Raw genomic sequence first — 13,283 nt, 5'->3', positions numbered from 1 at the left:
CTGAATTAAGTTGCACACGATTGTGCAACTTCGTATGATCGTGGCGTGACCACGACTGCATCGCCGCGTCGTCCGAGAAAGGATGCCGCGGCGAACCGCGCGGACATCCTCGCGGCGGCAGCGGCCACCATCGCCCGAGACCCCCACGCTCCGATCGACGCCATCGCGCGCGCCGCCGGGCTCAGCCGTCGCGCGCTCTACGGGCACTTCGACGACCGCGACACGCTGCTGCGCGCCATGATCCTGGGCGGCGCCGAGCGCTTCAACGCGCTGGCCGGGGACGTCGATGACAGCGGCCCCGCGCCCGTCGCCCTCGCCCGTCTCGCCCTCGCGCTGTGGGACGGCGCCGCCGACGTGCAGTTCGCCGCGACCGTGGCCCTCGACGACTCGCACATCGAGGAGACCGCGGCGGTGCTCACCCCGGTCCGCCGGCGGGTCCTCGCGATCGTGACACGGGGACGCGACGAGGGCACGATCCGCACCGACATGCCCGCTGCGACCGTCGCGCGCCTGATCGAAGAGGCCGCGCGCACCGTCATCACCCGGCTCGACACCGCCCGGCCCGAAGCCGCATCGGTCGCCGTCCGGGCGATCCTCGGCGTCGCCGGCCTCGGCTGGCGGGAGGCCGACGAGGTGCTCGAAGGAGCCCGCGCGTGAAGATCGTGCTCGACGACGTCTCGAAGGGTCGCGCCGGCGGCATCCTTCCCGCGACGGACGCCACGTTCGCGTCGGGTCGCGTCACCCTCACCACCGCCGAGACAGAACAGCGCCCGTCGGTGCTCGGTCTCATCGCCAGCGGACGCATGCGACCCGACACCGGCACCGTCACGATCGACGGCCGCCGCAGCCCCCGCCGGCTGAGAAAGGTCGTCGCCCTCGTCGACGCCCCCGACGTCAACGACCCGGCGCCCGACGTCGCCGTCGTCGGCGTCGTCGAAGAGGAGCTCATGTTCGCCGGGCGGCGCGCCGATCCGCTCTCGGCCCGCCGTTGGCTCGACGAGCACGGCTGGCGACCGCTCGCCCGCACACCCATCGGGCAGCTCGACGCCGACGACCGCATCCGGATGCTGCTCGAACTCGCCGCCCTCCGACGCGGCATCGAGGCGCTCGTCCTCGTCTCGCCCGACCGTCACGGGGGCGATCCCCGGCACTGGCAGCGCATCGCCGAGGACTTCGCCGCACGCGGCTTCGCCGTCCTCGTCATTGCCGGCACGGCCGCCGCCACGGCCCTCGAGGCTGAGCCCCCCGCCCGCCAGGGTCGTGTCGGCCGGCCCCGCATCCGGGCGACCTCGGCCCTGCGCTCCCGGCGCCGTGCCCTCACCGACTCTTCGACCGAAGGCATCCTCTCGTGAAGATCCCCGCTCTGTTCGCGGCCGAGCTGCGCCGCCTCACCTCGACCCGCATGCGGGTCATCGCCCTCATCGCCCTGATCCTCGTGCCGGTCCTCTACGGCGGCCTGTACCTGTGGGCGAACCAGGATCCGTACGGCAACCTGTCGGAGGTGCCCGTCGCCCTCGTCGTGCAGGACGAAGGGGCCACCCTCAACGGCGCCGACCGCAACCTGGGCGACGAGGTCGCCGACTCGCTGCTCGAGGACGGCAGCTTCGACTGGCACGAAGTGGATGCCGCCGGCGCCCGACGCGGCCTCGATGACGGCTCGTTCGATTTCGCCGTCACGCTCCCCGCCGACTTCACCTCATCCGTCGCGTCCATCTCGTCGAAGGACCCTCGGCAGGCCGAGATCGACCTGACCACCAATGACGCCAACAACTACCTCGCCTCGACGATCGGCAGCCAGGCGGTCTCGCGGATCCGCACGACGGTCACGGAGAAAGTGGTCCGTGAAGCCGGGCTCACGATGCTCGACGCGCTCAACACCGTGCGGGTGAAGCTCCTCGACGCCGCCGACGGGGCCGGTCAGCTGACCGACGGACTCGCGAGCGCCGGCGACGGTGCCGATACGCTCGCCGACGGTGCCGCCACCCTCGCGAACGGGACGACGAAGCTCCGGACCGGTGCCGATTCACTCGCGACGGGCGTCGACACGCTGTCCGACGGACTCCAGTCCCTGACCTCGGGCGCTGAGCAGGTCTCGGGCGGCACGGCGAAGCTCCGGAGCATCGCCGATCGCGTCGGCTCCGCCGCGGACCGGGCCGCGTCCGCCGTCCCATCGCTCCGCGACGACCTGACGGCACGGCTGCAGGAGCAGGGACTCGACGCCACGCAGATCGCGCAGGTCCTCGACGTCGTCGACCCGATCGGCACCCGTGTCGCCGACCTCGACGCGCGCGTGCAGCAGGCCGTCGCGCAGATCGACACCCTTGACAACGGCGCCGCCCAGGTCGCCGACGGCAGCGCGAAGCTCGCGTCGGGGGCGGCCACGGCCGCGACCGGCGCCCACACCCTCGCCGACGGAGTCGCGAGCGCCGACGCCGGTGCGCACAAGCTCGACGAGGGATCCCGCACGCTGGCCTCCGGCATCCACACCCTCGACGAGGGCGCCGCGAAGCTCCGCGACGGCCTGCGGGACGGTGCGCAGCAGCTCCCCGACGACAGCGCCGACACGCGCAAGGCGCAGGCGTCGACCCTCTCGGACCCGGTCGGCATCTCCGAGGCGTCCGTCACCCAGGCGCAGAACTACGGCGCGGGCCTCGCGCCGTTCTTCGCCGCCCTCGCCGGCTGGATCGGCATCTACGCCCTGTTCCTGATCGTGAAGCCGATCTCGAAGCGCGCCGTCACGGCGCTCCGCTCCCCCATCCGCGTCACCCTCGCGGGGTGGCTCACTCCGGCCGCCCTCGGCGCGGTGCAGATGGTGTCGCTGTTCGGCGTGCTCTCGATCGCACTGGGGTTCTCGTTCACGCATCCGCTGCCGACGCTCGGCATCCTGCTGCTCGCATCGGCGACGTTCGCGGCGATCATCCTCGCCCTCAACGTCTGGCTGGGGTCGGTGGGGCAGTTCGTCGGACTCGTCCTCATGGTGCTGCAGCTCGTCACCGCGGGCGGTACGTTCCCGTGGCAGACGCTTCCGGCACCGCTGGCCGCGCTGCACCACGTCCTGCCGATGGGATACGTCGTCGACGCGATGCGGCAGGTCATGTACGGCGGGGTGGCCGGGCGCGCCTGGACGGATGCCGCGGTCCTCGCGACCTGGCTGGTCGGCGCCCTGGTGGTCGCGGTCGCGGGCGTCACGCGGATGACGTTCCGCCGGACGATGCGGGACCTGCAGCCGAGCCTGATCGGCTGAGTCAGCCGCCCGCGGCGGGCGGGGTCTCCTTCGCCTCGGCGAGTTCGTCGACGTGGAGGTTCCGGCGATCGATCGTGCCGTTGCGGTAGGCCTGTCGACCGACCATGTGCGCCGAGAGCGGCGCGGTCGCGAACTGGATGAGCAGGACGGGGACGAGGAACGCCACGACCGCCCAGGACTGCAGCTCGAGGCCGATCGCGATGGCGATCAGCAGCAGCCCGAGCACCTGCGGCTTCGTGGCTGCGTGCAGCCGCGTGGGCACGTCCCGGAACCGCATCAGGCCGATCGCGGCCGTGAGGCACAGGAGCGCGCCGACGAGGATCAGCAGCAGGGCGACGACGTGGAGGATCTCGGTCATCGGTCGACCTCCGAGTCGCGGCGCGCCACGAAGCGGGCGATCGAGACCGATCCGAAGACGCCGACGGCGGCGACGATCAGCAGCACCGGCAGGGTTCGGGTGTGGTGGTTGATGGCCATCTCGGCGCCCAGTGCGCAGATGAGGAGCGTCAGCAGCACGTCGGAGGCGACCGCGCGGTCGAGGATCGACGGACCGATGATGATGCGCCAGACGGTCATGAGTGCGGCGACACCGAAGACGGCGCAGATGAGGACGATGAGGACGGTGGTCACGAGCTCTCCTCCTTCACGCGCGTGCGGACGCCCTCGGCGCCGGCCCGCGATGCGCGGACGGCGTCGAGCTGAGCCCGCGAGCCGACCGCACGGACGAGCCGTGCCTCCCAGCGCTGCACCATCCGGCGCTGCTGCTCCACCTCGGCATCCGTCGACGCTCCGAGGACGTGCAGGTACAGGATGCGGCGGTCGCGGTCGGTCTCGAGGACGAGCGATCCCGGAATGAGGGATGCCGTGACCCCCACGTGCGCCATGATCAGGTCGTCGTCCGTCACGAGCGGCACGGCGACGACCGAGACGCCGGGCTGACGACCGGGCCGCACGACCTGCCACGCGACGACGAGCGAGCCCTTCACGACGGCACCGACGAACTGGAGCGTGAAGACGAGCAGCCACCACGGGTTGAGTCGTCCCGACAGTTCGACGGGGGGCAGGCGGAAGACGCTCGTCACGAAGACGGCGACCACGACGCCGGTGAGGAAGGCGAGCACCGTGAACTGACCCCACAGCAGCATCCAGAGCGCGACGAGCCACAGGAAGAACGGCAGCTGCCGCCAGATGCCGGTCAGCGCGCTCCGCTGGATGTCAGTTCCCACCGTTCACCTCCTCCTGCAACTGGGTGAGGCTCACGGGGTTCAGGAGCGACGCTCCCATGCTCGCGCACAGGTGGTAGAGCGGGCCGGCGAAGACGGTCAGTGCGACCGTCACGGCGACCATGCCCGTCGTCGAGGCGGTCATGATGCGCGGGATGACGCGGCGTTGCGTCTGGACGCCGGCGGCAGGGGCGTCGTCGAGGTACGAGATGCGGTCGATGACGCCGGACTCCTCGTTCGCGTCCTCCTCCTCGCGCCAGAACGAGAGGTTCCAGGCTCGCATGAGGGCGTACAGGGTGAGAAGGGACGTCAGGATGCCGGCGACGATGAGCGCGTACATGATCGGCGTGCCGACGGCGGCGGCCGCATCGAACAGCGCGTACTTGCCGATGAATCCCGAGAAGGGAGGCAGTCCGCCAAGGTTGATCGCCGGGATGAAGTAGAGAACGGCCAGCAGCGGCGCCGCGCGCATGAGCCCCTTGACCTTGAGGATCGAGGTCGATCCTGCGCGGCGCTCGACGAGCCCGACCGCGAGGAAGAGCGTCGTCTGCACCACGATGTGGTGGACCATGTAGTAGATCGTGGCGCCCAGCGACGCGGGCGTCGCGATCGCGAGCCCGAAGACCATGTATCCGATGTGGCTCACGAGCGTGAACGACAGGATGCGCTTGAGCTCGGCCTGAGCGACGGCGCCGAGGATGCCGACGATCATGGTGGCGAGCGCGACGATCAGCAGCAATTGGTTGACGTCGTTGTCGCGGAAGATCTGCGTCTCGGTGCGGATCATCGCGTAGACGCCGACCTTGGTCAGCAATCCGGCGAAGACCGCGGTGACCGGCGCCGGCGCGGTCGGGTACGAGTCGGGCAGCCAGAACGACAGCGGGAAGACCGCGGCCTTGATGCTGAAGGCGAGCAGCAGCATCAGATGCAGCACGAGCTGCACCTCGTCGGGGAGCTCCCCCATCCGGTCGGCGAGCTGCGCCATGTTGACGGTGCCGAGGGCGCCGTAGATCGCCGCGATCGCGGCGAGGAAGAGGATCGACGAGACCAGCGAGACGACGATGTAGACGACGCCGGTGCGGATGCGGGACTCGGTGGACCCCAGCGTGATGAGCACGTACGACGCGACGAGCAGGATCTCGAACCCGACGTAAAGGTTGAAGAGGTCGCCCGCGATGAACGCGTTGAAGATGCCCGCGGCGAGGATCAGGTACGACGGGTGGAAGATCGAGACCGGCGTCTCCTCATCACCGTCCGCGGCGCCCTGACCCACGGAGAAGAGGAGGACGGCCAGGAGCACGATGCTGGAGACGAGCACGAGGAGCGCGGCCAGCCGGTCGACGTACAGGACGATGCCGAACGGGATCGGCCATCCGCCGACCGAGACGGCCAGCGGCATCCCGCTGACGTCCACGTAGTACAGCAGCACGGCGGCGATGACCGCGGCGACGGTGAGGGTGACGATCGAGACGCCGACCTGCACCCGACGCCGACGCCCGAAGATCAGCGCGATGCCCGCGCCGAGGAGCGGCAGCGTGACGAGCAGGGGGACGAGGGCGGTCATCGGTGCCCTCCCGGCTTGTCGGTGGGGGCGTCGTCGCGCAGTTCGGCGATGTCCTGCGCGTGGAGGATCACGATGGGGGAGGTCTCCGTCCCGATGAAGTCGGTCGTGGCGTCGTCGTCCTCGTCGGTGATCTCGTCGTCCATCGTCTCTTCGTCGCGGGCGCCGCGCTCGCGCACCTCGCGGTCGGCCTCGTCGTCGGCGACCGTGTCGGCCTGTCCCAGCTGCCAGGAGCGGTAGATGAGCGCGAGCAGGAACGACGAGATCGCGAACGTGATGACGATGGCCGTCAGCGACAGGGCCTGCGGCAGCGGATCGCTGAACTCCTCACCCTCGCCGTCGCTGCCGAAGAAGGGCGCGACGCCGGGAGCACCCATGACGATCAAGAGGAAGAGGTTCGCAGCGTTACCCAGGAGCAGGAAGCCGATGAGGACGCGCGTGAGGCTGCGTTCCAGCATCGCGTAGACGCCGGCGGCGAAGAGCACACCCATGATGATCACGAGGACGAGCGAGACGGTCATGCGCTCACCCGCTCCCGCTGTGCCTGCGTCTGCCGGTCGACCTCGGCGCCGAGCGAACGGAGCACGTCGAGGACGAGTCCGATCACGACGAGGTACACGCCGACGTCGAAGATCGTCGAGGTCACGAACTCGACCTCGCCGAGTAGGGGGATCTCCGCCTCCCAGTACGTGCTCGTGAGGGGCGCGGCACCGAAGAACAGCGGCACGATCGCACACGACAGGGCGAGCACCATGCCCGCGCCGAGGAGTCGGCCGGCATCCGTCGGCGCGGCCGCACCCAGCTCCCACCGTCCGCCGGCGACGTAGCGCATGACGAGTGCCATACCGGCGACCAGGCCGCCGGCGAATCCGCCGCCGGGCAGGTTGTGGCCGGCGAACAGCAGGTACACCGACACGACGATGATCGAGTGGAAGAGGACGCGCACGATCACTTCGAGCAGGAGCGATCTGTTCTCGGGCTTCACCTTCAGTCCGCCCACGAGCCACGCCTGGCGGGTCGAGCCCGGCGCCGTGGAGCGGGGGCGCGGTCCGTCGGCCGTCTCGACGAGCGGACGGCGGCTGCGTCCGGAGCTCGTCGGAAGAGAGGGCAGGACGCGGCTGTCGGAGCGGTTGGTGACGAAGACGAGGGATGCCACGCCTGTCGCCGCGAGGATGAGGACCGAGAGCTCGCCCATCGTGTCCCACCCGCGCAGGTCCACGAGTGTCACGTTGACGACGTTCTTGCCGTGCCCGATCTCGTAGGCGAGGTCGGGGAACGGACCCGAGACCGGGTCGGCCACGCGGGCACCCGTCGCGATGAGGGCGACGGCCGCCATCGTGACGCCGACCCCGATGCCGATGACGGCGCGGACGACGGGGAGCACCGAGGCGTTGTGGTCGCCCAGGCGTGCCGGGATGCGGCGGAGCACGAGCGCGAACGCGATGAGGGTGACCGTCTCGACGAGGATCTGCGTGAGGGCGAGGTCGGGGGCGCCGCTGGTCGCGAACAGGAGCACCATGCCGAGACCCGTGACCGAGACGAGCACGACTCCCGTGTAGCGCTTGCGTGCGCGGATCGCGACGATGCCCGCGAGGATCATGACGGGAGCGGCGAGCAGCTGCGCCGGGCTCTGCCAGGCGTCGACGGCGATGCGCCACTCGGTCGAGGCCAGCAGGGCCGTGGCCTCGGCGGCGATGAAGACGACGAAGATCGTCCCGACGTAGAACGGCAACGAGCCGCGCTGGGTGAGCGACGTCGTCCAGACCGAGACCTTCGCGACGCCGCGCAGCGACAGGTTGTAGACGTCGTTCGCCGTGAACGGCAGCATGCGGGTTCTGAGTGGGCGGCGCTGCGTGATCCAGAACAGCAGCGCGCCGAGGGCGATCGAGCCGAGCGAGAGGAAGAGCGCGGGCTCCCACCCGTGCCAGAGAGCGAGGTGGTACTCCTTGCCGCCCTCCTCGAGCGGGATGCTGTCGGCGTAACCCGCGAGACCCGAGTCCAGCAGCGGCGCCGTGACGCCGGCGACCATGGTCAGCCCGCTGAGGACGACCGGCGCCACCAGGAAGCCGATCGGCGGGTCGGGCCACTCCGTGCGCTCGCGCGGCGCACCGGCGGCATCCTTCTTCGTCCAGAAGGCACCCCACACGAAACGGATGCCGTACGCCGCCGTCAGAGCGGAGCCGCCGAGGATCCCGATCAGGGGGATGAGGGCCGTCGCGGACGCGCCGCCCTCGAGGAACGAGGTGAGCGCCGCCTCCTTCGCGACGAAGCCGACCGTGGGCGCGACCCCCGCCATCGAGGCGATCGCGATGATCGAGAACGTCGCGAGCGTCGGCGCTTGGCGCCCCACCCCTGAGAGCTCCCCGATGTCGCGGGTGCTCAGCTGACGGTCGATGACGCCGACGATGAGGAACAGCGCCGACTTGAAGAGGGCGTGCCCGACGAGGAGGGCGAGACCGGCGAGAGCGCTGTTGCGTTCGCCGTAGCCGAGGACGACCGTGAGCATGCCGAGCTGGCTGACGGTGCCGAAGGCGAGGATGCGCTTGAGGTCCGACTCGCGCATCGCCTGGAAACCGCCGAGGAGCATCGTGAAGATCCCGAGGCCGATGACGATGGGTCGCCACGGGTCGGTATCCGCGAAGGCGGGCGCGAAGCGGGCGATCAGGTAGATGCCGGCCTTCACCATGGCGGCGGCGTGCAGGTACGCGCTCACCGGCGTCGGCGCGGCCATCGCGCCGGGGAGCCAGAAGTGGAACGGGAAGATGGCCGACTTGCTGAGGGCCCCCACGAGGAGCATGACGATCGCGGCATTCAGGGCGACGGCCTCACCGCCCTGGAAGACGGGCCCGGTCTCGATCATCGTGGTGATGCTCGTCGTGCCGTAGAGGACGACGAGCATGACGACGCCGATCAGCATGACGAGCCCGCCGAGCGTCGTCACGAGCAGGGCCTGCAGAGCGGCGCGTCGGCTCGCGCCGCGGCGGTGGTAGAAACCGATGAGCAGGTACGAGAGAACGCTCGTGACCTCCCACAGCATGATGAGCACGACGATGTCGTCGGTCAGCACGAGCCCGTACATCGCACCCGCGAAGGCGAGGAGGACCGCCGAGAACGTCGCGAGGCCCTCGCGCTTGCCGGCGAAGTACCAGCGGCAGTAGAGCATGACGAGCGCGCCGACGCCGGTGACGATGAGCGCCATGACCCAGCCGAGAACGTCCATCCGCATCGACAGCTGGACCTTGAGATCGGGAATCCAGGCGTATGTCTCGAACGGGATATCACCGTTCAGCACGCGCGGGGCCTGCAGCGCCGTGTGCACGAACGCGGCGATCGGAACGAGAGCCGCGACGAGGAAGGTGCGGGAGCCGAGCCGGGAGACGAGGGCCGGCAGCAGGAGCGGCACGAGGGCGAACGCCGCGAGGAGGATCAGCAACCTGGCCTCCTTGTGCAATCGCGGGGGTCGAGATGTCCAGTCTACCGGCTGAGGGATAGGCGGCGCCCGACCGGCTCCCAGGTCACCCCGGTACGGACGCGGTCGTGTTCCCTCGTCGGAATGTGCAGGTGAGGGTGAGGGATGCCGGCTCCCGCCCCTCGAGCATCGCGACGACCGCCTCGCCCGCCGCGCGGCCCTTCGCACCCGCGTCCTGCGCGAGCGTCGTGAGCGCGTACGGGGCCAGACCGTCCACCGCGACACCGTCGAAGCCCGTCACGCTCAGGTCCTCCGGAACCCGGAGCCCGGCTTCCTCGGCGGCACGGATCACCCCGGCCGCCAAAAGGTCGCTCTGCGCGATGATCGCGGTCGGCCGGCGACCCGAGAGCAGCACACGGCCCGCGGCGAGCCCTTCGTCGATCGAGCTCTCACGGACCGCGTACGCGGGCGCATCGGGGAAGATCTCCCAGGCCCCGAGCAGTCGATCGCGCGTGACGTCGACGGTGATCTGCGCGGGATCGTCGATGAAGCCTCGGGGGCGCGCGGCATCCTTCGCCAGCGTCACCAGCGCCACGTCCTCGTGACCGAGGGAACGCAGGTGCTCGGCAGCCGTCCGCTGCGCCTCGACGTTGTCGAGGAGCACGCGGGGGACGTCGACTCCGGCATCGCCCTCGATCACCACGACGGGGATGCCGCGACCACGGAGCACGTCGACCGACGACTGCAGGATCTCGTTGCAGCCGAGGAGGATCGCCGCGTCCAGGGGCGCGGTCGTCAGGGTGGGGCCGGACTCCGCCGGGCCCTCGTCGGTGAGCAGGAGGATGCCGGCGCCGATCGGGCTGAGAGCGTCGGTGAGTCCGTCCATCATCTCGGTGGTGACGGGGTCGCGGAACGCGACGCCGAGCCGCTCGCGGAAGAGCACCGCCACGACGCCGGCTCGACCGGTCCGCAACGACGCCGCTCGCGGGTCGGGACCGGTGTATCCGAGGGCATCGGCGGCGCGCATCACCTTCGCGCGGGTGGCGTCGGAGACCGCGACCTTGCCGCTGAAGACGACGGATGCCGTCGAGGCCGAGACTCCGGCGTGGCGCGCGACGTCGGAGATCGTCGCTCGGCGGCTGCTCATGCTCTCGATCGTAGCCGCACGGATCCGATTGTCGAATCGATTCGGAGATCCCGCTAGAGTGACCGTCATGACCCTCGAGCTCACCTCCGCGCGCCTGTGGACCTGGCGTCTCGCCGTGTTCGCGATCTTCACCGCGAGCGGCTTGAGCATCGCGACGTGGGCGTCGCGGGTGCCGTCGATCAAGGCGGCGCTCGGTATCGACAACGCCACCATCGGACTCCTGCTGCTCGGCATGGGAGCGGCGTCGATTCTGGGCCTGTCGGTCTCTTCGGTCATCGCGGCGCGTACGGGTACCCGGCGCGGGATGCTCCTGGTAATGCTCGTGCTGGCGACCGGCCTGTTCCTCATCGGGCTGGGCACGGACGTCCTTGCCGCCGTCCCCGTGGTCCTCGTCGGGCTGATGCTGTTCGGGTTCGGCAACGGCGCCCTCGACGTGCTCATGAACGTCGATGGGGCGGCGATCGAGGTCGAGGTGAAGAAGACGATCTTGCCGCTGTTCCATGCGTTCTTCAGCCTGGGCACCGTCATCGGAGCCGGGCTCGGGGCCCTCGCCGCTCGTGCGCAGATCTCGGTGTTCGCCCATGCCGCTGTGATCGCGGTGTCGATCGCGGTCATCGCCGTCGTCGCGTTCCGCTTCGTTCCGCACCGTGAGTTCGGTTCGCCAGACGCCGCACCGGCCGGGTGGCGGGCCCGCCTGATGATCGCCCTATCGGCGTGGCGTGAGCCGCGAACCTACGTGCTCGGCGTCGTGATCCTAGGAATGGCGTTCGCCGAGGGCGGCGCGAACGACTGGATGGCGCTCGGCGTGAGCGAAAACCACGACAGCACGGAGGAGCTCGGCGCCGCCGCACTCATGGTCTTCTCCGTCGCGATGACCGTGCTGCGTGTGTTCGGCGGACCTCTCGTCGACCGTTTCGGTCGAGTGGCGACGCTGCGCGTCCTCGCTGCGACGACGGTCGCAGGCATCCTGCTGTTCATCCTCGCGCCGAACCTGCCGCTCGTGTTCGTCGGGGCTGCGCTGTGGGGGGTGGGCGCCTCGCTCGGCTTCCCGCTCGGCATGTCGGCGGCGGCCGACGATCCCGAACACGCGGCAGCGCGCGTGAGCGCTGCGGCGACGATCGGCTACATCGCGTTCCTGTGCGGGCCGCCGATCCTCGGTGTGATCAGCGACCACATCGGTCTGCTGAACGCGCTGTTCATCATCGCCGCCCTCGTCGCGGCGTCCGGGTTCGCGTCCGGTGCGGCCAAGCCGCTGCCGGGAACCCGCGGCAACGGTCACTGACGCAGATCAGAACAGGCGGGGCGCCCCGGACTCGATGCCCTTCATCTCGTCGTAGTCCAGAGTGACGCAACGGATGCCGCGGTCGGTCGCGAGCACCTTCGCCTGGGGCTTGATCTCCTGGGCGGCGAACACGCCGGTCACGGGTGCGAGGTGCGGGTCGCGCCCGAGCAGCTCTAGGTAGCGCGTCAGCTGCTCCACGCCGTCGATGTCGCCGCGGCGCTTGACCTCGACGGCGATCGTGCCGCCCTCGGGGTTGCGCAGCAGAAGGTCGACCGGCCCGATGGCCGTGGGGAACTCACGTCGCACGAGCGTCAGGTTCTCGCCGATAACCCCCACCTGCTCCGCGAGCAGCCGCTGCAGGTCGGCCTCGACGCCGTCCTTCACGAGACCCGGATCCACGCCGAGCTCGTGCGATGAGTCGTGGAGCACCTCGTAGATGCGGATCGTCAGTTCGTCGCCCGTCTTGGCGTGCGTGACGCGCCACTTCTCGACGACGTCGATGTCGTCCTCGCCGGGCTCGATGATCGTCAGCGTGCACGGCGGGCTCATCCAGTTCAGCGGCTGATGCTGGATGTCGCGGTGGAACGCGACCGTGCCGTCCGCCTTGACCATGATGAGACGGGTGGCGGGGGGCAGATGCGTGTTCAGGCGACCGGTGTAGTCGACGGAGCAACGGGCGATGACGAGACGCACGGCGACGAGCCTACCCGCGGCATCCGTCCCCGTAGGCTGGTCGCATGACGACGCGCTCCCCCTGGTCCTGCATCCTCTGGGACGTGGACGGCACGATCGTCGACGCATCCGTGGGCATCCTCAGCCGCCTCGACCGCTGCCTCACCCACTTCGGGTACCCGGCGCCGACGCGCGCAGAGCTGGTCCACTGGATCGGCCCGCCCATGTACGACTCGTTCCAGAAGAACGTCGGGATGACGCCGGAACAGGCCACCGAAGCGGTCACCTATTACCGGGCTCTCGGCAAGGCCGACGGGTACACCGCAAACGTGGAGCTCTACCCGGGGGTCGGGGAGCTGATCGCGGACATCGCGGCGGCGGGCATCCCGCAGGCGACGGCGAGCTCGAAGCCCGAGGTACAGGTCGTCGCGCTCATGGAGCACTTCGGCCTGTCTGAGCACATGCAGGCGATGGCGGGTGCGACACCGGACGAGAAGACACTCGCCACGAAGGCCGACATCGTCGCCGAGTCATTGCGTCGCCTGAAGGCGGCTGGAGCGGATATCAGCCGCCCGATCCTCATCGGCGACCGCCACCACGACGTAGACGGGGCCGCCGCGAACGGCGTCCCCGTCATTTTCGTACGGTGGGGCTTCAGTTGGCCCCACGAGAGCGAGGGGGCGCAGGCGGCGGTCGACACGATGGCCGAACTCCGCCGCCTGCTCCTCACTGCTGAGGTGTGAAA

The 13,283-nt window shown here is 70.0% G+C and carries 13 protein-coding genes; 5 read left to right on the top strand and 8 right to left on the bottom strand.

The genetic code is table 11. The annotated features are described in order from the left end of the window. The first annotated feature begins 45 nt into the window (after window positions 1-45). From QE428_RS05500 to QE428_RS05490, 3 genes are read left to right on the top strand one after another with little or no spacing between them, the layout of a single operon-like run. On the top strand, window positions 46-657 hold the full coding sequence (locus QE428_RS05500; RefSeq protein WP_091358186.1) for a TetR/AcrR family transcriptional regulator: 612 nt from the start codon (window positions 46-48) through the stop codon (window positions 655-657). Continuing rightward, window positions 654-1,352 carry a hypothetical protein gene (locus tag QE428_RS05495; RefSeq protein WP_307466681.1) on the top strand — a complete coding sequence of 233 codons (699 nt, stop codon included), beginning with the start codon at window positions 654-656 and terminating at the stop codon, window positions 1,350-1,352. The genes QE428_RS05500 and QE428_RS05495 overlap by 4 nt, the downstream gene beginning before the upstream one ends. After that, on the top strand, window positions 1,349-3,244 hold the full coding sequence (locus QE428_RS05490) for a YhgE/Pip domain-containing protein (RefSeq protein WP_307466678.1): 1,896 nt from the start codon (window positions 1,349-1,351) through the stop codon (window positions 3,242-3,244). The genes QE428_RS05495 and QE428_RS05490 overlap by 4 nt, the downstream gene beginning before the upstream one ends. 1 nt (window position 3,245) lies before the next feature. On the opposite strand, the gene mnhG is transcribed toward QE428_RS05490, so the two are convergent. The 7 genes from mnhG to QE428_RS05455 all read right to left on the bottom strand — a co-directional run bounded on the left by mnhG (window position 3,246) and on the right by QE428_RS05455 (window position 10,584). Then, complete coding sequence (gene mnhG / locus QE428_RS05485) at window positions 3,246-3,602, bottom strand: monovalent cation/H(+) antiporter subunit G (RefSeq protein WP_307466674.1); 357 nt, start codon at window positions 3,600-3,602, stop codon at window positions 3,246-3,248. Beyond that, window positions 3,599-3,820 (bottom strand): monovalent cation/H+ antiporter complex subunit F, encoded by a 222-nt coding sequence (locus QE428_RS05480; protein ID WP_373457715.1) that lies wholly within the window; start codon window positions 3,818-3,820, stop codon window positions 3,599-3,601. Before QE428_RS05480 ends, mnhG begins: the two co-directional genes overlap by 4 nt. A 50-nt stretch (window positions 3,821-3,870) precedes the next feature. Beyond that, window positions 3,871-4,470, bottom strand: a complete 600-nt coding sequence (locus QE428_RS05475; protein ID WP_307466668.1) for a Na+/H+ antiporter subunit E — start codon at window positions 4,468-4,470, stop codon at window positions 3,871-3,873. Further along, on the bottom strand, window positions 4,460-6,031 hold the full coding sequence (locus QE428_RS05470) for a Na+/H+ antiporter subunit D (RefSeq protein ID WP_133398903.1): 1,572 nt from the start codon (window positions 6,029-6,031) through the stop codon (window positions 4,460-4,462). Before QE428_RS05470 ends, QE428_RS05475 begins: the two co-directional genes overlap by 11 nt. Then, window positions 6,028-6,549, bottom strand: coding sequence for a Na(+)/H(+) antiporter subunit C (locus tag QE428_RS05465; RefSeq protein WP_091358158.1), 522 nt, complete (start codon window positions 6,547-6,549; stop codon window positions 6,028-6,030). Before QE428_RS05465 ends, QE428_RS05470 begins: the two co-directional genes overlap by 4 nt. After that, complete coding sequence (locus tag QE428_RS05460; protein ID WP_091358154.1) at window positions 6,546-9,461, bottom strand: Na+/H+ antiporter subunit A; 2,916 nt, start codon at window positions 9,459-9,461, stop codon at window positions 6,546-6,548. Before QE428_RS05460 ends, QE428_RS05465 begins: the two co-directional genes overlap by 4 nt. Window positions 9,462-9,543: 82 nt before the next feature. Next, complete coding sequence (locus QE428_RS05455) at window positions 9,544-10,584, bottom strand: LacI family DNA-binding transcriptional regulator (RefSeq protein WP_307466655.1); 1,041 nt, start codon at window positions 10,582-10,584, stop codon at window positions 9,544-9,546. A gap of 67 nt (window positions 10,585-10,651) precedes the next feature. Here QE428_RS05455 and QE428_RS05450 point away from each other — a divergent pair, with 67 nt between their 5' ends. Next, window positions 10,652-11,866 (top strand): MFS transporter, encoded by a 1,215-nt coding sequence (locus QE428_RS05450; RefSeq protein WP_307466652.1) that lies wholly within the window; start codon window positions 10,652-10,654, stop codon window positions 11,864-11,866. A 6-nt stretch (window positions 11,867-11,872) separates the two neighbouring features. Here QE428_RS05450 and nucS read toward each other — a convergent pair whose 3' ends face one another. After that, window positions 11,873-12,559, bottom strand: coding sequence for an endonuclease NucS (gene nucS, locus QE428_RS05445; RefSeq protein ID WP_091358148.1), 687 nt, complete (start codon window positions 12,557-12,559; stop codon window positions 11,873-11,875). Window positions 12,560-12,603: 44 nt separating this feature from the next. On the opposite strand from nucS, the gene QE428_RS05440 reads away from it, so the two are divergent. Continuing rightward, entirely contained in the window at window positions 12,604-13,281 is a 678-nt protein-coding gene (locus tag QE428_RS05440; RefSeq protein ID WP_133398907.1) for an HAD hydrolase-like protein, read from the top strand. Window positions 13,282-13,283 lie beyond the last annotated feature (2 nt).

This window comes from Microbacterium sp. SORGH_AS_0505, from assembly GCF_030818715.1.
Classification (GTDB): Bacteria; Actinomycetota; Actinomycetes; order Actinomycetales; family Microbacteriaceae; genus Microbacterium.
This window is presented reverse-complemented; position numbering and strand designations above follow the sequence as displayed.